The following is a 20,882-nucleotide window of genomic DNA, read 5'->3' on the forward strand; positions in this document are numbered from 1 at the left end:
GTTCTTCATCGGGCTTTTTAGTTACGACTTAATTTTTTAGTTAGTGAAGTCAATATCACCGACAATCATACGGTTTACTTTGCTGGGCTTATAGCTCTACGTGGTTTAGCACCATTGCTATCAGACCCTGGGCGTTTTCTACGGTTAGATTGATTATTACCGTTAGCATTAGCACCTGAGCGCTGACCATCTTTATGTTCAACCTTACCTTTGCCACCGTTATTAAACGGTTTTGGCTTTTTAGGTTTGCTGGCTTTTACCGGTCTAATGGCACGTGAAGCACCTAGTTCATTAACCGGGGCAAAATTATCAATAACTTTACGTTCAATATGTTGTTGAATAACATGTTCAATATCCCACAACATTTCTAATTCATCAGCACACACTAATGACAAGGCTTGTCCGGTATTACCAGCGCGAGCTGTACGGCCAATACGATGTACATAATCCTCAGGAACATTGGGTAAATCAAAGTTAACTACCTGTGGTAATAAGTCTATATCAATACCGCGTGCTGCAATATCCGTGGCGACTAATACCTTAACTGAACCATCTTTAAAGGCAGCAAGCGCTTTAGTACGCGCACCTTGACTTTTATTACCATGAATTGCTGCCGCGGTTAAGCCTTCGGCTTCAAGGTGTTTAGTCAGTTTATTGGCACCGTGTTTAGTTTTAGTAAAAACCAGTACCTGTTGCCAATTATTTTCTTTGATTAAATACGTTAATACCGCTGGTTTGCGCTTTTTATCAACCGCTGTTAACCATTGAGTCACTTTTTCTGCTGTACTATTTTCTGCATTAACAGATATTTCTAAAGGGTTGTTCACCAAGCCTTTAGCAAGTGCACGAATATCGGGCGAGAAAGTCGCTGAGAAAAGTAAGTTTTGACGATTGTTTGGTAATACCGCAATCAGCTTTTTAATATCGCGAATAAAGCCCATATCTAACATACGATCAGCTTCATCAAGAATAAACACTTCTAATTGACTAAACTTTACTGCATTTTGATTGTACAAATCTAATAAGCGCCCTGGCGTTGCTACGAGTACATCAACACCTTGGCGCAGACGCATCATTTGTGGGTTAATTTTAACACCACCAAAGACAACCGTTGAGTGCAAGTTTAAATACTTACCATAAACGTCTATGCTTTCACTTATTTGTGCCGCCAGTTCACGCGTTGGCGTAAGGATTAATGCTCTAATGTGGTTTGAGGCTACCTTATTATTTGTATTACTAGAAAGGCGTTGTAATAAAGGTAAAGTAAAGCCCGCCGTTTTACCGGTACCGGTCTGCGCTGCTGCCATAACATCGCGTCCAGAAATAACCGCTGGTATTGCTTGTGCTTGAATAGGTGATGGTGTGTCGTAACCTTTATCACGCACGGCTTTTAATAATGGCTCAGATAAGCCTAAATCAGAAAAGCCTAAATCAGAAGAATTTAGCTTAGAAGAATCTAGCTCAGAAAAATTGCTTGGGGTATCACTCATAAGTATCTCTTTAAAAAATCGCAATACTGACAGCCCGATTGAAAATGTTGGCAGCATGGAGGGGCGTGCAGCATACAGCATGGCTCATGCCAAGTCTATTAAAGTGCTCATTCTTGCTAAAGCGAAACATAAAAAAACCGAGCAACTTTCGTTACTCGGTTTATTATAAAACTAGCTTGGTATCATTATACTATGGTACTTAAGGCATCATAGTTTCTTGATCTGCACCTTCTTTTTCAATCACTTCAGGGATCAGGTCTTCTTTTGATATACCTAAAAATAAAGCGATTAAACTCGCCACGTAAATTGATGAGTAAGTACCAATAAAAACACCTAATAATAATGCGGTAGCAAAACCGTGAATTAGCGCACCACCTTGAAAGAACAACGCCGCTAAAACTAATAAGGTAGTAATTGAGGTAATAATGGTTCGACTCAAGGTTTGCGTTAACGATATATTAATGATTTCTTCGGCGTCACCATTACGTACTTTTCTAAAGTTTTCACGTATTCGGTCTGACACCACAATAGTATCGTTAAGAGAATAACCAATTACTGCTAAGATAGCCGCTAATACCGTTAGGTCGAACTCTAGCTGTAAGAAAGAAAACAAGCCAAGCGTTAACAATACATCATGAAATAACGCGATCACTGAACCAACAGCAAAGCGCCATTCAAAACGAAATGCAACGTAGATCAAAATACAGATCAACGCTGTGAGCATAGCTAAACCGCCCTGCTCTGCTAGTTCATCACCGACGCTAGCGCCAACAAACTCTATGCGGCGCATATCAACGGTTTGACCAGTCGCCTCTTGTAATATTTCAAGTATTTGGTTACCGAGCATTTCTGCTTTCACGTCATTACGTAAACCTAAACGAATAACAACATCACGGCTACTGCCGTAAAATTGCACTTTAGCATCTTCATAACCGTTACTGCTCATTACTTGGCGAAGCTTGCCTAAATCAGCCGCTTCTTGAAAGCCTACTTCAATTAACGTACCGCCAGTAAAATCTAAACCAAAATTTAGTTTATTGGTTGCTAACGATATTATTGAAGCAAGCATTAATAGTGCACTAAATATCAAGGCTATCTTGCGATAGCTCATAAAGTTGACAGTTTCTTTTAATTGTAAAATTTGCATTATTTTTAAGTTCCTGCCTTATTATATCGAAAGTTTATCAAGGCGTTTACCACCCCAAATAACGTTAACTACAGCACGAGTACCAACAACGGATGTAAACATTGAGGTAATAATACCGATAGATAACGTCACAGCGAAGCCTTTTACTGGACCAGTACCAATCGCAAACAAGATTAATGCAGCAATTAAAGTGGTAATATTGGCATCAATAATGGTAGAAAACGCGGCTTCATAACCTTGATGTATTGCTTGTTGAATAGTTTTACCTTCACGTATTTCTTCACGGATACGCTCAAAAATAAGTACATTAGCATCAACTGCCATCCCCACCGTTAAGACAATACCCGCCATACCAGGTAAGGTTAAGGTAGCGCCAGGTATCATTGACATAATACCGACAATAAGCACTAAGTTAGCGCCTAATGCTAGGTTAGCTACCACACCGAAAGCGCGGTAATAAACCATCATAAAAATAAACACTAAGCCAAAGCCCATCATAATGGCTTCAAAACCAAGTTTTACATTTTCAGCACCTAATGTTGGTCCTACGGTACGCTCTTCTACTATAGTGATTGGCGCAATCAAAGCACCAGCGCGTAATAACAACGCTAGGTTATGTGCTTCTGCAGCACTACCTGAACCAGTAATACGGAAAGTTTTACCTAAACGTGATTGGATAGTAGCAACTGAAATAATTTCTTGATGCTTTTCAAAGATAATATTACCTTCGGCATCTTTTCTGTCGGTAGCTTTATATTCAATAAATACCGTAGCCATTGGCTTACCGATATTACTTTTTGTGCCGCTAGACATTTTAGATCCACCAGCACTATCAAGAGAAATATTTACTTGTGGACGCGAGTACTCGTCAAAGCCTGATTTAGCATCAGTGATATGATCGCCCGTTAGCATCACGCGCTTTTTCAATAAGCTAGGCTTGCCATCTTTGTCTGTTAACAAAATAGAGTTGGCTGGTACACGTCCCTCTAGCGCATTAGATAAATCGCCTTCGGTGTCAACTAATCTAAATTCAATGGTAGCCGTCGCATTAAGGATTTCTTTGGCTTTTGCGGTATCTTGTACACCCGGTAATTCAATAACAATATGCTTTTGACCTTGGCGTTGTACAAGGGGCTCTGCCACACCTAATTCATTAACCCTGTTTCTAATAATGGTAATGTTTTGCTGTAAAGCATATTCACGAATTTCTTTGATTTTTTGCTCAGTCATTTTTGCCGTGAGCGTCAACGTATCATCATCAGTACTGAGTAATATGTCACGATAGCGTTTTTTTAATAATGATTGCGCAGCCTCTAAATCCTCAACCTTACGAAAAATAACAACAATATCATCGTTAACTTCTTTTACCGTACGATAACGGATGTTTTCATTACGTAAATCTCCACGAAAGTCACTGACCATACCAACTTTGGCTTTATTAAGTGCTTCTTGCATGTTCACTTCCATTAAGAAGCTAACACCACCACTTAAATCTAAACCTAACTTCATTGGCGTACCACCAATACTAGCTAACCAGTCTGGTGTATTAGGCGTTAAATTTAAAGCAACTGAAAATTGCTTACCTAAATTATCATCAAGCACATCGCGGGCTTTAAGCTGATCTTCAGTATTTTTAAAACGGGTTAACACCTGACCATCTTCTAACGCAATACTGTCATAACTTAACTGATTTGCTTCTAACTGTGTTTTAATGCTATCAAGAGTAGCTGCATCAGCTTGTACGCCACGTAAACCTGATACTTGCACAGCGGGCGCTTCACCATATAAGTTTGGTGTGGCATAGAGCGCACCTAAAGCGACAATAAATGCCACCATCAGTGTTTTCCATAAAGGGGATTTGTTTAACACAATGTGTCCTTTTCTGTTTGTTTTTTAGGTAGGTTGAAGGTTGCTTATCTACTTAACGTAAACCTTGATAGTTTTAGCGAACAAAATAATAGCGTTGGTGCTTAAGCTCGTTATTAGTGAATATGCTAGCAAAAATAGAATACCCATTAACATAGGTCAATGGGTATTCCCGATATTATTGATATTAACTAGTGTACTAAATGACAAGGAGGCAAATACTATAAAGACTTCATTGTGCCTTTAGGAAGTACAGTATTAACAGCACCTTTTTGTACTGTTACTTCAGTGCCTTCGCTAATGCTAACAACAATAAAATCTTTTTCATCAGATACTTTAACGATCTTGCCAACAATCCCACCTTGCGTTAACACTTCATCGCCTTTACCTAATGAAGACATTAGATTTTTATGGGCTTTTACACGTTTAGCTTGAGGACGATAGATCATGAAAAAAAACACTAAACCAAAAACGGCTAGCATGATAAGCATTTCCATTCCGCCGCCTGCTGTTACGCCTGGTTCTGCTGCGGCATGTGCTGTACTGATAAATAAACTCATAAATTCCTCTATTTTTATAATTAGTTAGTTGTTATTCACTTGGTAACTATTTAGCTCAATGACCTAGTAAAAGCCTCTAATTTACTGAAGTAAATTTAGTTTTTCTACTAATTGAGCACTATAGCAGCAAATGTCATCACAACGGGTTTTATCAAATGTTGATAATTAGTTTCTACTTTATATCGGCGTTACATGAAAGTTAACAAACAGGTAACGCTAAACTTGTTTACTACCTTCTGCTAAAGGCGGCACAGGTAAGCCACGTAAAGCATAAAATTCTTCTACGAAGGCATCTAATTTACCTTGCTCAATCGCATCACGCAAACCTTGCATCACTTTTTGATAAAAATGCAGGTTATGTAAGGTATTTAATTGTGACCCTAAAATTTCTTTACACTTATCTAAGTGATGCAAATAAGCGCGAGAGTAATTTTTACAGGTGTAACAATCACACGTATCATCAAGTGGTGAAGTATCTGTTTTATGAAAGGCGTTTCTGATCTTAATAACACCTGTATTAACAAATAAATGACCGTTTCTGGCATTACGTGTTGGCATAACACAATCAAACATGTCAATACCACGGCGAACCCCTTCAACCAAATCTTCAGGTTTACCTACACCCATCAGATATCGGGGCTTATTCTTAGGGATCAAGGGGGTAGTATGATCTAATATGCGGATCATATCAGCTTTCGGCTCGCCTACTGATAAGCCGCCAATGGCATAACCATCAAACTCGATAGCCTGTAGACCGTTTACAGAAACTTCTCGTAAATCTTCATACATTCCGCCTTGTACTATGCCAAATAAGGCATTAGGGCTATCACTGTGAGCATCTTTTGAGCGTTGTGCCCAACGAATTGAACGCTCCATCGAGTCTTTTGCTTCTTGATGCGTTGCAGGGTATGGCGTACATTCATCAAAGATCATCACAATGTCAGAATTTAAGCTCCGTTGTACTGCCATTGAACGCTCTGGTGTCAGCATAATTTTTTCACCGTTAATAGGCGAGCTAAAACGCACGCCTTCTTCGGTAATTTTACACATTTTACCTAAACTGAATACTTGAAAGCCGCCTGAGTCAGTTAGAATAGGCTTATGCCAGTTCATAAAGCCATGTAAACCACCATGCTGCTCAATAATATCTGTGCCTGGACGCAACATTAAATGGAAAGTATTACCTAATACAATATGAGCGCCCGTTGCTTCAACTTCTTCAGCTTTCATGCCTTTAACCGTGCCATAGGTACCTACGGGCATAAAGGCTGGGGTTTCTACTTCGCCACGATCAAAGGTTAATCGGCCACGACGTGCTTTACCGTCAGTGGTGATTAACTCATATTTCATTCTATTCTTTACTGTTTGTGTCATAACGTTTCTCTTTCACCTACTAGCTAAACAGGCTGGCGGTGTTTGGTTTAATAAATGTTTTCAGGCTTTCTTTGACTTAGTTATTACTTAGGTTTATCCAAGTTATTATTTAGCTTTGCTTAGTTAAAAACATGGCATCGCCATAACTAAAAAATCGATACTCTTGACTTATCGCATGCTGATAAGCGCTCTTAATATGGTCATAGCCAGAAAAAGCACTGACGAGCATCAACAAGGTTGACTCAGATAAGTGAAAGTTAGTGACTAACGCATCAATAATCTGAAATTCATATCCTGGCGTGATAAATATATCGGTATCACCATAAAAGGCGCTAAGTGGCTCATTTTTATCTTTAGCGGCTTTAGCTGCGCTTTCAAGTGAGCGTACTGAGGTTGTGCCTACGGCAATAACTCTACCACCCGCAGCTTTAGTTTTCTTAATGCTAGCCACTACCTCTTCTGACACTTCAACATATTCAGCGTGCATAATATGATCGCTAATTTCTTCTACTTTAACGGGCTGAAATGTGCCTGCACCAACATGTAAGGTAATAAAGGCTAACTCAACACCTTTAGCTTTAATTTGCGCTAATAATGCCTCATCAAAATGTAAGCCAGCAGTCGGCGCAGCAACCGCTCCGGGCTTTTCATTATAAACCGTTTGATAGCGTTCTTTATCACTCTCTTCATCCGGTCGATCAATGTAAGGCGGTAATGGCATGTGCCCTATTTTTTCTAAGGTCTCTAAAACAGAGTGTTCACCGGTAAACTTTAATTCAAAGAGCGCACCGTGGCGTGCCACCATAGTCGCTTTAAAGGTAAACTCGTTGTCTTCATTACCATTATCACGATCATGAGCGAGTTCATTACCAAGGAAAAGTTCATTGCCAACTTTAGGGGCTTTACTAGCGCGAATATGAGCAAGGGCGGTATGTTGATCAACAATACGCTCAACCAACACTTCAATTTTACCACCACTGGCTTTTTGACCAAACATTCTGGCAGGGATAACGCGAGTGTTATTAAAAACTAGCAAATCACCGGCGTTTAATTGCGCAACAATATCAGTAAAAACACCATCAGTTATCGCACCAGAGTTGCCATTTAAGGTCATTAAACGACTAGAGGTGCGCTCGGTTTTTGGATAACGAGCAATAAGCTCTTCGGGTAAATCGAAAGAAAAGTCTGAAACACGCATAATATTCGCTATTTTCTGCCTTAAAAAAAGGCGTAATTTTAGAGCTGCATGCTATTGATAGCAAGTTAATTCGCCACTTTTACTGACGAATATCAGCAAGAAGTAGCCAAACTTGTGCTGAAACAATATTATTCTCAGTTATAACCACTATCGCGATAAATAATTTAGACCCTAAGGCTTTTAGTGTATGTTGGTAATAAACTACACCTACTAAAGAGTTGATGCCCTATGACAGAGAAACTTGCTTCCATTATAGCTAATACAATGATTAATGGTTTTAACCGCCATATGGCACTTTTTACTGATATTACCCAATCAGCCCGAGAGCGATTTCAACAGTGCCAATGGAGTGAGATCCACCGCTCTGCTAGAGCAAGAACTAACTTTTATGATGAGCGTGTTCAAGAAACCTTTCATAGTATTAAAGAAGATCTCAATATTAACCAACTCGATGATACTTTGTGGCAACAAGTTAAAGCTATTTACTCTGATTTATTAAGTACCCATAAACAACCAGAGCTAGCTGAAACCTTCTATAACTCGGTATTTTGTCATTTATTTGAACGCAAGTATTATCACAATGATTATATTTTTGTTGAAACAACGGCACAGCGACTCGATGATAAAAAAACGCCTGAAATTTATACGTCTTATAAACCAGAAGTGCTGGGACTAAAAGAAACTATTTGTAATATTATGAATAGTCACAGAACGGTTATCCCCTTTGAAAACCTTGATCGAGACGTAGATATATTAATTAAAACCTTTCGCCGTGAAGCACAAAAAACCCGAGTAAAACTAGAGAACCTACAGTTTGATATCCTTAACTTTACTTTTTATCGTAATAAAGGCGCTTACTTAATTGGTCGGGTCTTATCACCCGCAGGAGAAACTCCCTTTATTGTCGCCGTACTAAATAATGAAAAAGGTGGCTTGTATATAGATGCATTACTTATAACGAGTGAGAATATGGCGGTGGTCTTTGGGTTTGCCCGCGCATACTTTTTTGTTGATTGCTTACATCCTTATGCACTGGTTAACTTTTTACAAGCGCTTATGCCACATAAAACCAAGGCAGATTTATATTCCGCTATTGGTTTTCATAAACAGGGAAAAACAGAGTTTTACCGAGACTTTTTAAATCACCTTGACAGTAGTGAGGATCAGTTTGAGCTAGCAGCAGGGATTAAAGGGATGGTCATGTCGGTATTTACCCTACCCTCATATCCTTACGTGTTTAAAATTATTAAAGACAAGTTTTCCCCTAGCAAAAATATGACCAAAAAAGATGTAAAAGGTAAGTACCGCTTAGTTAAGCTGCATGACAGAGTAGGACGCATGGCTGATACCATGGAGTATTCTGAAGTAGCTTTTCCTAAAAATCGCTTTAATGAAGAATTACTAACCGAATTGCAAAAAGTAGCCCCCTCAATTATTCGCTATGAGGGCGAAGGTGATGAAGAACTATTAATTATTGAACATGTTTATATTGAACGTCGCATGATTCCACTTAATTTATACTTAATGGATGCGCTTAAAAACAAAGCGCAAGAAAAAATAAATAATGCCATGTTCGGTTATGGTCAAGCGATTAAGCAGTTAATCTCAGCAGACATTTTTCCTGGTGATATGTTACTAAAAAACTTTGGCGTAACGCGCCATGGCCGAATAATTTTTTATGATTACGATGAAATAACGTATATGAACGAAGTGAACTTTCGAGTAAAACCTAAAGCGGTGACTGAAGAGCAACTTTATGCTGCTGAGCCTTGGTATAGTGTTTTACCTGGTGATATGTTCCCTGAAGAAATTGCGACCTTTGCCTTGGCAAACCCTAATTATTTAAAAGCTTTTAAGAAGCACCACGAAGATTTATTGACGGCTGAGTATTGGCAACAATGTCAACGTGATGTTGCTAGCGGCATGTATAAGGATGTTTTCCCTTATCCTGAAAAATACCGTTTTTGTAATTTAACGACTAATAAGATCAGCAAATCGCCACGTAATACCATAAGTTAATGACGCAATTTAATATACCACGGTTAAATAAGGCTACTTTACTAGCACTTTGCTGGTAAAACAGCCAAACAAGTAATAAATAGACAAAAAAGTGATATTTTTACTTTACCTTTACCTCTGCATCAGTATAATTCGAATCTGTTGCAGGGGTGTAGTTCCAATTGGTAGAACGGCGGTCTCCAAAACCGACGGTTGGGAGTTCGAGTCTCTCCACCCCTGCCAATTTTTATTCTGCTATTATTTTATCCTCAGTAAATATTCTTGTAAATCTACAAACCTTACTATCAAGTTAACTTAACAAATCTAAAAAATTAGCCAAATTTTAATTAAAAAAATTAATAGCCGCTTTTAGTCAATCACTAATTCTGTCATGATATTGACCATTAAGTATTTACCTTAAAAGTATTTACGCGAAGAACTAATAAGTTATTACTGATGAGTATAAACCAACGTCAATTTGAGCAACTCACTGAAATGGGCATTAGTCTGTGGCAACATCGCACTGAGAATAGTGACAGTGAAAAAGTAGCTACGCACAAACCTTATATTGATATCGACTTAAACGCCTTAGCCAAGCAACAACTCTTTAATGATATTTTATTATCACTCGGGTTAAGTATTGGTGAAATTAGTCAGCAAGGCGATCATATAAATTTAGGCTTATTTAGTTGGTCTTTCACCGTTTTATCATCTTCTAATAACATACAACTACTTGACCAGCAGTTAACCACCCCAACTATAGACGCCATTGCAAAATCGCCCGCACTAAAAAAGCAATTATGGCAATTATTAAGCAAAAAAATACTATGAGTACACTATGAGTAACAAAGCAATTTTTAGCGGCCAGCACTTTACTGACATAGTAACCGCGGATGTAGAGAAATTAATGCCTATTGAGCTTGCTTGCCATTCACACCCTTGGAGTGAAAAAACCTTTTTAAGCTGCATTGGTGGTCGTTACTTTGGTCAGTACCTCACAGGGTCAGTAAACGAAATGACTACTCCCCCCTTAACGGCAAAAGAAGCCATCGGTTTTTATGTTGGTGAATATATTCTAGGTGAAGCAACCCTGATGGATATTTGTGTTATGCCAACGCTGCAAGGTAAAGGTTATGGCAAAATATTACTTAACCAGTTTTTAGCGCAAGCGAAACAGCTTGGCGCAAAAAAAATATTTTTAGAGGTTCGCGCTAAAAATATCGCCGCCCAAATGCTGTATATGAACGCTGGTTTTATTGAAATTGATCGCCGTACTGGTTATTACCCTAGTAGCTCGGGTTTTGGCTATGAAGATGCGATTGTTATGTCATTAACATGTAAATAATAAACGCGTTCCTCAATAACCAATTAATCAACACACTGTGAACACCTTTTATAAGCACTATCACCTTCTTCTTTTTAAGTAGATAAAAAGTTAGTTTTTATAACCATGCTTTTTTGCAAATACTTTCTAATTTAATGTTATAATGCGCGCAATTTTTTAATAATACCAAAAAGCGCATTACTAAGTCCCAGCTAAACTCAGCGCTAAACTCAGCGCTAAGCCTAGTACTTCAAACACCAACTACCGTGTTTTAATGACTGAACTCAATGTTAAGGCGCTTTTCTACTATTTACTTAACAGGTAATTTGCATGTCTGTACAGCAAAAACAAGTCGATATACGCCGCACCTTTGCCATCATATCTCACCCTGATGCCGGTAAAACAACCATCACCGAAAAAGTACTTTTATTTGGTCAAGCCTTACAAAGAGCGGGCACGGTAAAGGGTAAAAAATCAGGCCAGCACGCAAAATCTGATTGGATGGAAATGGAAAAAGATCGTGGTATTTCAATTACTACCTCGGTTATGCAGTTCCCATACAATAACTGTTTAGTTAACTTACTAGACACCCCTGGCCATGAAGACTTTTCTGAAGATACTTACCGAACTCTTACCGCAGTTGACTCGTGTTTAATGGTTATTGACGTCGCTAAAGGGGTTGAGGCACGTACCGTTAAGTTAATGGAAGTTACCCGTCTGCGTGATACGCCCATTTTAACCTTCATGAATAAAATGGATCGCGATGTCCGTGATCCAATGGAAGTCATGGATGAAGTTGAAGAAGTATTAAAAATAAAGTGTGCTGCGATTACTTGGCCAATTGGTATGGGTAAATCATTTAAGGGCATTTACAATATTTTAGAAGATGAAGTTGTTTTGTATCAATCAGGCTTAGGTCATATGATTCAAGAAAAACGCATCATTAAAGGTCTTAATAACCCTGAACTTGATAAAGTGATTGGTAGTTATGCTGATGATTTACGTGAAGAATTAGAGCTTGTTTCCGGCGCTTCTCATGACTTTAATTTAGAAGAGTTCTTACGTGGTGAATTAACACCGGTATTTTTTGGTACGGCGTTGGGTAACTTTGGTGTAGACCATATGCTTGACGGCTTGACTAAATGGGCACCAAAACCACTACCACGTAAAACTGATTTACGTGAAGTGGTCGCTGAAGAAGAGAAGTTCTCCGGTTTTGTCTTCAAAATTCAAGCTAATATGGATCCAAAACATCGTGACCGTATTGCCTTTATGCGTATTTGTTCTGGCAAGTATGAAAAAGGCATGAAAATGCGACAAGTACGCCTAGGTAAGGATATAAAAATTGCCGATGCGGTAACCTTTATGGCTGGCGATCGCGCTAACGTTGAAGAAGCCTACGCGGGTGATATTATTGGCTTACACAACCACGGTAGCATTCAAATAGGTGATACCTTTACCGCAGGCGAAATGATGAAGTTTAGCGGTATTCCTAACTTTGCGCCTGAAATGTTCCGCCGTATTCGTTTACGCGACCCATTAAAAGCTAAGCAATTACAAAAAGGCTTAATTCAGTTATCTGAAGAAGGTGCTGTACAAGTATTTAGACCATTCATTAACAACGATATGATTGTTGGTGCCGTTGGTGTATTACAATTTGAAGTGGTAGTACAACGCTTAAGAACTGAATATAAAGTGGATGCCATATACGAAGCTATTAGTGTGGCAACAGCCCGCTGGTGTACCTGTGATGACCCACGTACTTTAGAGCAGTTTAAAAAGAAAGCGGGAGATAACTTAGCGCTTGATGGTGGTGATAACTTAACGTATATCGCGCCGACCATGGTTAATTTATCATTAGCGCAAGAGCGAAATCCGGATATTGTTTTCCACGCAACCCGTGAACACTAGTTTTTGCTTCCTAAATAGAATTTTTGCGGCATTGTCGGCGTTATTTTATCAAGTCACTTAGTGTACTAAGCTCCCTGATAAAATAACTTGACGGCTTTGCTAAAACCCAATTTAGTTTGCAAAAAAGTATAAGTATATTTTTGATAGTTATTTAAAAATCAAAAATAACAAACAATAAATTTCACTAACTGCGTAAGAGCGTCTTTATCGCAGTTAGTTGGTTCAAGGTTAAAGAAATGACACTGAGTATGCACTGCATGTGATTATCATTGATACCAATGATTGAGCCAAATAACAATGATAAAGAGTCTACTACAATGAATATAAAACAAATACTTAGTGAAAAAATTGCTGCTGCTATGGTTGCAGCCGGCTTGCCTGAAGGGACTAACCCGGCAATTAGTTTATCTAACCGTGCTGAATTTGGTGATTATCAAGCCAATGGCGTCATGGGCGCAGCAAAAAAACTAAAAACTAATCCACGTGAATTAGCCACTAAAGTGGTTGCTGAACTTAGCAGCAGTAAAAGCCTAGACGGTATCGCTAGCAACATTGAACTGGCTGGCCCAGGCTTTATTAATATCCATTTAGAGCAACAATGGTTAGCAACACAATTAAACCAAGTTGCACAAGATAAATTTATTGGCGTAACGCAGCGCGGCGTTAATCAAGGTGATGACGTACAAACGGTTGTTGTTGATTATTCTGCGCCTAACCTCGCTAAAGAAATGCATGTTGGTCACTTACGCTCAACCATTATTGGTGACGCGGTAGTACGCGCGTTAGAGTTTCGTGGTGATAAGGTTATTCGTCAAAATCACATGGGGGATTGGGGTACGCAATTTGGTATGTTAATCGCGCATTTAAGCGATAAACTTGCCGGTGATGAAGTCGCTGAAACGGCGCTTGCTGATTTAGAGAATTTTTACCGTGAAGCAAAAGTACGTTTTGATAATGAAGAAGGCTTTGCTGATAGAGCACGTGCTGACGTGGTTAAGCTACAAAGTGGTGATGAGGCTTGTGCTAAGTTATGGCAGCAGTTTATTGATATTTCAATTGCCCACAGTGAAGAGATTTACGCAAAATTAAACGTGTCATTACAGCGCTCAGATATTATGGGTGAAAGCGCCTATAACGATGATTTATCAACCGTAATTGATGAATTAATGGCAAAAGAAATCGCCGTAGAAAGCCAAGGTGCTAAAGTGGTTTTCATCGATGAAATGGCCAATAAAGATGGTGAGCCTTCCGTATTTATCGTACAAAAATCCGGTGGTGGTTTCTTATATGCAACAACCGATTTATCAGCGTGTCGCTACCGTAGTGGCAAGTTAGCCGCTAATCGCATTGTTATTTTCACCGATGCGCGTCAAGGTTTACATTTCAAACAAGTAGAAATTGTTGCTCGTAAAGCTGGCTTCTTACCAGAGCATGTTGGTTACCAACATTGTCCGTTTGGTATGATGATGGGGGATGATGGCACGCCATTTAAAACCCGAACTGGTGGCACTATCAAGTTAGCAGAATTACTTGATGAAGCTATTGTGCGCGCTGCGACGTTAATTAAAGAAAAAAATCCAGATATTAGCGCTGCTGAGTTAACTCATATTTCCAAGAAAGTGGGTATTGGTGCAGTTAAGTTTGCCGATTTATCAAAAAACCGTACCAGTGATTACATTTTTAACTGGAAAACCATGTTGAGCTTTGAAGGCGCTACGGCTCCTTACTTACAATACGCTTATTCACGGATTCAAAGTATCTTCTCTAAAGCAGAGAGTGCTAAAGCAGGCGCTGTAGATAATAATGCCGTTATTAACATCGTTGAGCCACAAGAAAAAGCCTTAGCCTTAAAGTTATTACAACTTGAAGATACTATTGATGCTGTGATCAGTGAATGTACTCCTAACTTGCTTTGTAACTACCTTTACGAACTAGCCAGTCTTTATATGAGTTTTTACGAAGCCTGCCCTATCCTTAAAGAAGGCATTAGTGATGAGGTTAAAGCCTCACGTTTAGCGTTATGCCAAGTAATTGCTAACACCCTAAAACAAGGGCTTGATATACTGGGCATTGAAGTGATGGACCGCATGTAAATTTAACCTAGATCACACAATTGATGCGTCACAAAAGTACTCTTTGACACTTATGTTCGAAATGTCAGCTCTGTGCTTTGTTTCCTTCACTCGTGTGTTCTAGATTTACATGACGGATATTATTCAATCATTAAAATATAGGTAATTACATCATTACCGACATGTCTAGTCGGGAATCTAGTTTACCTGTCAAACATAAATCACCATCAACGGAGGCAATGATGCAATTTAGTGATAGCCATTGCCATCTTGATGATAGTGCTTTTACTGAGCAACTGCCTTTATTGTTAGCGCAATGCCAACAACTTGCTATTAACCGCATTATTGTTCCGACAATTGCTCCTAATAAGTTCACTGAGGTACTTAACTTAGCTAAAGAGTACCACAGTAACCCCATTAAGATTTACCCTTGTTTAGGTATTCACCCGTGGTTTTTACAAGCGTTAGATAACGATCATCTAGCACAATTATCAGCACTAGTAGATAAGTCAAGACATGAGATTGTTGCTATTGGGGAAATTGGTCTAGATGGCGCAATAGCAAAAAATGCACCAACCCATGGGCAAACTACTGAAGAAAATTGGGCACATCAACAACATTTTTTTGATTATCAGCTCAACCTCGCTAAACAACAAAATTTACCTGTGATAGTACATCACCGACAGTCGCACGATAAAATAATGCCATTTTTAAGAAGGTATAAGTTAGCTAAAGCGGGGGTTATTCACGGTTTTTCTGGTAGTTACCAGCAAGCAATGTCTTATATAGATTTAGGTTTTAAACTCGGTATTGGTAGTACGATTACTTATTCTCGCGCTAAAAAAACTATCAATACGGTTAAGCGCTTGCCTTTAGAAAGTTTAGTCATAGAGACAGACGCACCATCGATGCCGCTGAGTAAGGAAGTACTAAGTAACGCGATTTCGCCCTACTCTGAGTCAACGACTCAAGGGGTAAAGCAAGGAGCAGAAAACGTGACCTTACCTGTTAACTCACCAGTGAACCTTATTAAAATATTTGAGGTATTAGTAACAATACGCGCTGAAAGTGCAGAGCAAATAGCACAACAACTTGAGCGTAATATAGCGCAGCTTTTCTTCACATAATTGTTATTTATATCAGCAGCCATGACTTAGTTTAAATAACAATGTTAAAACTCGTTAAACAACATTTTCTTCTTTAGGCGCTAAACGATAACCTCGCCTGCTAAAACGATTTAAACCACGGGTGAGTAAAAAGCCGACTAAACCAGCTAAAAGTAGCATTAGGCGCTGTAAATCCTGCTGTTCTTGATCAGCTTTAGCTAAAATATCGGTTAAATAAGATTGCTCTATCGTGAAGCGAAGGTAGCCATGTAGTTGATGGTTACTTGAGTCCGTATAACGTATTTCATCTACAAAAGGCGTTAAGGTATCAGTTACGTTACGTTGGTAGGGAGAAATACCATAAAGATCATTAATGCTCTTAGCGTTAGCACTTGCAAGGGCATAACCTTGCTTGTTTTTCTCAACCGATGTGCTCGATACTAGCAATAACCCAGTTGCATCATATAAATGAGCCTGCTTAACAAAATTAACTTGAGTTAAACCGTCCAAATAGCGTTGTAAAAATGCTTCTTGTATCGCTTTATTTTGATGTGATTGCTCAAGAATTACAGCAACGCCAACTATAGCCTGCTGTAGTTGTTGCTTAGCAATGTAATTAAAATGCGCAGTTAAATTATCGGCATTTTTATTTCTAGTAGCCTGCAATATCCCCATCAATACGATAATAATTAAAATTGCACTCGCTAATTGCAGTATTTTATTATAAATCGATGATAATTTAGGGTATAAAGACTGTTCGGTTTGCTTCATAAAAACACTGGTAAATATTTTAGCCTATCAATAGTATCACTATAGTTAGATTATCAACTGATGTGAAGTTTATTATTTTTATAACATAGCCAAGAGAGTTAACGTGTCTTCTATCGCCAATATATTACCCTTATCCCTTGAAAAGTACCTAGCCCAACACGCAGCACAATACATCAATAATAAGCAATTACCTGTTAGCTTTAACCTGTCTGAACAGGCACTTACCTTAGCTGATAGTCAACAACCTATGACTACTAAAGCGCCAATAACGTTAGTTGTTTTTGATCAACTCACTATCACTCAACTACTTGCACTACAAACAGATGTTGCGCTTAATATATTGGCATTAATAGCCATTAACCATCGAAATAAACAAACCAGTTATCGCTTTGAAGTTAGCTGTAGTGATTTTATTAAGGCACGTAAAGCACTGGCTGATTTTTGTTTAACACATAACATTGAAGCGGCCTTAGTAAAGCAAGTCCCCTGCTTAAATCAACCTGGTTTATTAGTGATGGATATGGACTCAACCACAATAGAAATAGAGTGTATTGATGAAATAGCTAAACTAGCAGGTGTCGGTGATGAGGTTGCGCAAGTAACCGAACGTGCAATGTTAGGTGAGCTCGATTTTGCGCAAAGTTTACATCAACGCGTGGCAACTTTAGCTAATTCCCCAGAAAGTATATTAGCTGAAGTAGCAAAAAACATTCCATTGATGATTGGCTTAAAGCCACTGATTATTGAACTAAAAAAACATAATTGGCGTATTGCTATTGCTTCAGGTGGTTTTACTTATTTTGCCGATCACTTAAAAGAAACGTTACAGTTAGATGCTGCCTTTGCCAATACTCTTGAAATTATTGATGGCAAACTTACTGGTAAAGTATTAGGTGATGTAGTCGATGCGCAAGTAAAAGCTGACTCTCTAGCTATTTTAAGTGAAAAGTATCAAATACCTGCTAACCAAACCGTGGCTATGGGTGACGGTGCTAACGATTTAATCATGATGGCAGCAGCAAGTTTTGGCGTGGCTTTTCATGCTAAACCTATTGTATTAGCACAAGCTGATAGTAGTATTAACGTGCAAGGCTTAGACTGCTTATTACACTGGTTAGCTTAGCGTAGCCTTTATTTAGCGCTACCATCAAGTTACGGTGATCTAGCCACACCTAATGCCAAGTAATATGACTACTGGCATTAGGTGTGGCATTAGGTTACTGGTATAACTTCCCCCCTCCTAGTAATCTTCCTAGTAAAGGTGAACCTAGCGAGTCAACCTATAGCGTAGTAAGGTTTCTTGCGTCACATCAATTAACTGTACACAGCCAGCAACACTGTATATCTCTTGCTCAAGTTGCTTGCCTCTGTGTATCGCATAAGCACTTATATAATCTAATTCAGGGCTCAAGTGCTCGATACTTGCTTCATTTCTTCGTGATAATTTTAACGCTATGCTATAAAAATCACCTTGCGCTAAAGCCTCTTTAATAAAGTGCTGCTTTTGCTCAGTACTAACGAGTGTACTGGCTTGCTTTATCGTGACTGACTTATCGATGTCGGCGCTGCTCGAATCAATCGCAATGTATACCAACTCATTAACGGCAGTATCATTGGGTAACAACTTTTTCATCTGTTGAGCAACTAAGTCACTCAGTGGTAAATTACCTAACAACGGATATAAATTATAATAGCCTTGGCGATCACTTAAACGCAACATCACTGATAATAAGTTTTTATGACTTTGCTCACTGTGCTCACCAACCACTAACTTTTCTACTTTATAGCGACTGCCACTTGACTGCACTATTGCCGTAGGTATTGCCATATTAACCCCATACAAGGTCCGTAATGCGCCCGATAAACCTGGTGTTAGCATGGCATATTCATCTGGTGTTAATTTATTCCTATTTTTATCGATTAACAGTTTAAAAAAAGAACGACCAATATGTTGATGCGACTTAACCGACACTCGTAAGTGAACTAGGGTTTTATCTTTACTGAGCTTTATTACTTTATAGGGTAAGTGTTTTAAATCAAAAGTAGAGGTGATTTTCTGTAACTTAGGGAAACTTAAATAAACAATATCTCCGTTTACTAAAGTGCTAGGACTTTCTAAATCAACTTTCAAGCCCGAAACAGAAAAATCTTCCGATAAACCTGTCCAGCTAAAAGATTCGCACTCAATAATAGTTGGCGTCTTGTATTTAAAGCGAACTTCCTGGCGTTGATGACCATAGCTTAACGCTATTTCATCAACGCTATTTTCATGATGAGTATATTTGTGGCCAAAGCTTTTCAGGCGTTTAAGATCAATCCCTTGATAGCTAAGCCTTTTATAATCGTTAATATCACTGGTCGTGGTAACATCAATGACGCTAACAGCATAAGGTAACGTTGCTAAAATAGCCGTTACTTCATCGGTCAATGGTGGGTTTAAATAATCTTGTTTTTTAGTAATAGCGCTAGATACCGTAAAAGGAGAGTAAGCACTGTCTGGATCGAGTGAGCAAGATGTTAACGCGGTAATAGCAAAACTAGCTTTACTGGCTGCAAAGGCTAAAAATTGCTTGAAAAAAACGATATCGTGTTGGACCTGCTCTTCATCTATGGTGTAAAAAAATTTATGCCCTTTATGTTGATGAATAAAACTGAAAACTAATAAGTTCCTGTGCTGCTTTTGCAGTGCGCGTAAGCGTTCAAGGCGCTCGGCATTAAGTAAATAAGGTAATGTAGAACGGCTTTTATCATCTTGCCAATACTGGTAGAGCTTTTGATTATTTTTAGTTGTCAGTGCATAACGAGGTGAAGTTTTTTTACTATCGCCTGGTGTGCTTTGCATAAAAACGATCAATTCATTTAATTTAACTAAGGCATATTGCTCATAACTTCTTGTTTCCAATGCCACTAAACTATTATCTAAATTGATTTTATAACGGCGCTTATTACCTTGTATATAGTTCTTTAAAAACCGTTCAAAGCTATCGTTATCAGCAATATCGATACGCTGACAACCTACAAGCTGGGTACCTAAATCACGTAATACATTTTTAACTTCAAAGGTAAAAACACTGTCTTTATTAAACTGAAACTCTTGCTCTAAACCGGTAAAGGTAATCGTTAACCGATCGCCTTTAAATAAGTAAATTTCATTGATCAACTTAAATTTCAGACCATTAACGCTCAGGTCAATGCTGGTTGCTAGCATTTTTTTCTGAGTGGCTGCGTTAACCACAATAGGAATAGCAAAGTTCATGCGCTCTTCAATGCGATCAGGATAATTTGCTACATAATATAATTTAGCAGGATACTGAAGCTTTTCTAACGCAGGCTTACTATTGTTAACGGCCACCCCGTTCGGAGTGAGCTGTTCATTTTGATAAATATTGCGAAAGCTATTTTTGGCATTTTTTACCGCTTCGTACACCCCAAAAGTATAACCGCCATAAATCGCGACGTTTTCTGTAAAGGTATTAATAGCAAGATCATCTAAAAAATGTGATTGACCTTGAAAGTCAAATAACCGACATTCACCATTAACCAAACCACGTAAATCAATGGTACGGTTACAAGCTCCGGCTAAGCGCTTTAGCTCCATCTTCAATAAAAAACGCTCATTTCTGGTGAGGTGCTCAGTGGCTTTATTAAAGTTAGCTTCAAACGTTTTTTTATTAACTTCACCACGAAAATTATTAATTATTTCATAGTGTTTGCTCAAATCTATATCCATAGTATTGTTATTAACTTCTCTTATGGCAAATATTTGCATAATAACTTTTTAACTTAAAAAAATGGCTTAAACGAATAGCTTAGACAAAAAATTAAAAATCATTATAATTTAACTGACATTACTATTAAAAACCAAGCAATTATTATGCCCCTCTATGAAGTACCTCTATAAAGTCTGTTATCTCACACTATTTAGCTTGGTATTAACACGTCATAAACAACGTTAGCAAAATAATAGTTGTGGTGTTAATCATTTATTGATTCGTATCGTTAATACTCTAGTCAAAGTTAAACTTAACCCGTTAGCTACACTCAATTATCGTTTTAAAGGCAGGT

At 38.4% G+C, this 20,882-nt stretch carries 15 protein-coding genes and 1 tRNA gene; 8 read left to right on the plus strand and 8 right to left on the minus strand.

Features of this window, described 5'->3' with window-relative positions; genetic code table 11:
- Positions 1–74: 74 nt before the first annotated feature.
- The 6 genes from FCS21_RS06610 to queA all read right to left on the minus strand — a co-directional run bounded on the left by FCS21_RS06610 (position 75) and on the right by queA (position 7,635).
- Entirely contained in the window at positions 75–1,490 is a 1,416-nt protein-coding gene (locus FCS21_RS06610) for a DEAD/DEAH box helicase (protein WP_138621680.1), read from the minus strand.
- 199 nt (positions 1,491–1,689) lie between these two features.
- Complete coding sequence (gene secF / locus FCS21_RS06615) at positions 1,690–2,637, minus strand: protein translocase subunit SecF (RefSeq protein ID WP_138621682.1); 948 nt, start codon at positions 2,635–2,637, stop codon at positions 1,690–1,692.
- A 21-nt stretch (positions 2,638–2,658) separates the two neighbouring features.
- On the minus strand, positions 2,659–4,506 hold the full coding sequence (gene secD / locus FCS21_RS06620; RefSeq protein WP_138621684.1) for a protein translocase subunit SecD: 1,848 nt from the start codon (positions 4,504–4,506) through the stop codon (positions 2,659–2,661).
- Between the two features lie 218 nt (positions 4,507–4,724).
- Positions 4,725–5,063, minus strand: a complete 339-nt coding sequence (yajC, locus tag FCS21_RS06625) for a preprotein translocase subunit YajC (protein ID WP_138621686.1) — start codon at positions 5,061–5,063, stop codon at positions 4,725–4,727.
- Between the two features lie 216 nt (positions 5,064–5,279).
- Positions 5,280–6,413: a tRNA guanosine(34) transglycosylase Tgt gene (tgt, locus tag FCS21_RS06630; protein ID WP_171035653.1), complete on the minus strand. Its 1,134-nt coding sequence runs from the start codon at positions 6,411–6,413 to the stop codon at positions 5,280–5,282.
- A gap of 133 nt (positions 6,414–6,546) precedes the next feature.
- A complete protein-coding gene (gene queA, locus FCS21_RS06635; RefSeq protein WP_138621690.1) occupies positions 6,547–7,635 on the minus strand; it encodes a tRNA preQ1(34) S-adenosylmethionine ribosyltransferase-isomerase QueA in 1,089 nt (362 codons plus the stop codon).
- 228 nt (positions 7,636–7,863) lie between these two features.
- Between queA and aceK the strand changes: the two genes are divergently transcribed.
- From aceK to FCS21_RS06670, 7 genes are all read left to right on the plus strand, one after another.
- Entirely contained in the window at positions 7,864–9,654 is a 1,791-nt protein-coding gene (gene aceK, locus FCS21_RS06640; RefSeq protein ID WP_138621692.1) for a bifunctional isocitrate dehydrogenase kinase/phosphatase, read from the plus strand.
- Between the two features lie 145 nt (positions 9,655–9,799).
- Positions 9,800–9,876: transfer RNA gene (locus FCS21_RS06645), tRNA-Trp, on the plus strand.
- A gap of 213 nt (positions 9,877–10,089) precedes the next feature.
- Positions 10,090–10,464, plus strand: coding sequence for a DNA polymerase III subunit psi (locus tag FCS21_RS06650; RefSeq protein ID WP_138621694.1), 375 nt, complete (start codon positions 10,090–10,092; stop codon positions 10,462–10,464).
- Between the two features lie 7 nt (positions 10,465–10,471).
- Positions 10,472–10,978 (plus strand): ribosomal protein S18-alanine N-acetyltransferase, encoded by a 507-nt coding sequence (rimI, locus tag FCS21_RS06655; protein WP_138621696.1) that lies wholly within the window; start codon positions 10,472–10,474, stop codon positions 10,976–10,978.
- 309 nt (positions 10,979–11,287) lie between these two features.
- On the plus strand, positions 11,288–12,868 hold the full coding sequence (gene prfC / locus FCS21_RS06660) for a peptide chain release factor 3 (RefSeq protein ID WP_138621698.1): 1,581 nt from the start codon (positions 11,288–11,290) through the stop codon (positions 12,866–12,868).
- A gap of 317 nt (positions 12,869–13,185) precedes the next feature.
- The gene (gene argS, locus FCS21_RS06665) at positions 13,186–14,961 is read left to right on the plus strand and encodes an arginine--tRNA ligase (RefSeq protein ID WP_138621700.1); all 1,776 of its coding nucleotides are present in this window, start codon (positions 13,186–13,188) and stop codon (positions 14,959–14,961) included.
- Between the two features lie 218 nt (positions 14,962–15,179).
- Complete coding sequence (locus FCS21_RS06670) at positions 15,180–16,067, plus strand: TatD family hydrolase (RefSeq protein ID WP_246047075.1); 888 nt, start codon at positions 15,180–15,182, stop codon at positions 16,065–16,067.
- Between the two features lie 54 nt (positions 16,068–16,121).
- On the opposite strand, the gene FCS21_RS06675 is transcribed toward FCS21_RS06670, so the two are convergent.
- Entirely contained in the window at positions 16,122–16,817 is a 696-nt protein-coding gene (locus FCS21_RS06675; RefSeq protein ID WP_138621702.1) for a hypothetical protein, read from the minus strand.
- Between the two features lie 103 nt (positions 16,818–16,920).
- Here FCS21_RS06675 and serB point away from each other — a divergent pair, with 103 nt between their 5' ends.
- Complete coding sequence (gene serB / locus FCS21_RS06680) at positions 16,921–17,940, plus strand: phosphoserine phosphatase SerB (protein WP_246047077.1); 1,020 nt, start codon at positions 16,921–16,923, stop codon at positions 17,938–17,940.
- A gap of 144 nt (positions 17,941–18,084) precedes the next feature.
- Here serB and FCS21_RS06685 read toward each other — a convergent pair whose 3' ends face one another.
- Positions 18,085–20,586 (minus strand): PilZ domain-containing protein, encoded by a 2,502-nt coding sequence (locus FCS21_RS06685; protein WP_246047079.1) that lies wholly within the window; start codon positions 20,584–20,586, stop codon positions 18,085–18,087.
- Positions 20,587–20,882: the final 296 nt, after the last annotated feature.

This window comes from Colwellia ponticola, assembly GCF_005885605.1.
Lineage (GTDB): Bacteria > Pseudomonadota > Gammaproteobacteria > Enterobacterales > Alteromonadaceae > Colwellia > Colwellia ponticola.

Excerpts from the sequence above, each read along its gene's own strand:
- FCS21_RS06670 (WP_246047075.1), top strand. The coding sequence starts at position 15,180 with ATGATGCAATTTAGTGATAGCCATTGCCATCTTGATGATAGTGCTTTT.
- FCS21_RS06685 (WP_246047079.1), bottom strand. The coding sequence starts at position 20,586 with ATGCAAATATTTGCCATAAGAGAAGTTAATAACAATACTATGGATATA.
- tgt (WP_171035653.1), bottom strand. The coding sequence starts at position 6,413 with ATGAAATATGAGTTAATCACCACTGACGGTAAAGCACGTCGTGGCCGA.
- yajC (WP_138621686.1), bottom strand. The coding sequence starts at position 5,063 with ATGAGTTTATTTATCAGTACAGCACATGCCGCAGCAGAACCAGGCGTA.
- rimI (WP_138621696.1), top strand. The coding sequence starts at position 10,472 with ATGAGTAACAAAGCAATTTTTAGCGGCCAGCACTTTACTGACATAGTA.
- aceK (WP_138621692.1), top strand. The coding sequence starts at position 7,864 with ATGACAGAGAAACTTGCTTCCATTATAGCTAATACAATGATTAATGGT.
- FCS21_RS06610 (WP_138621680.1), bottom strand. The coding sequence starts at position 1,490 with ATGAGTGATACCCCAAGCAATTTTTCTGAGCTAGATTCTTCTAAGCTA.
- secF (WP_138621682.1), bottom strand. The coding sequence starts at position 2,637 with ATGCAAATTTTACAATTAAAAGAAACTGTCAACTTTATGAGCTATCGC.
- queA (WP_138621690.1), bottom strand. The coding sequence starts at position 7,635 with ATGCGTGTTTCAGACTTTTCTTTCGATTTACCCGAAGAGCTTATTGCT.
- FCS21_RS06650 (WP_138621694.1), top strand. The coding sequence starts at position 10,090 with ATGAGTATAAACCAACGTCAATTTGAGCAACTCACTGAAATGGGCATT.
- argS (WP_138621700.1), top strand. The coding sequence starts at position 13,186 with ATGAATATAAAACAAATACTTAGTGAAAAAATTGCTGCTGCTATGGTT.
- FCS21_RS06675 (WP_138621702.1), bottom strand. The coding sequence starts at position 16,817 with ATGAAGCAAACCGAACAGTCTTTATACCCTAAATTATCATCGATTTAT.
- prfC (WP_138621698.1), top strand. The coding sequence starts at position 11,288 with ATGTCTGTACAGCAAAAACAAGTCGATATACGCCGCACCTTTGCCATC.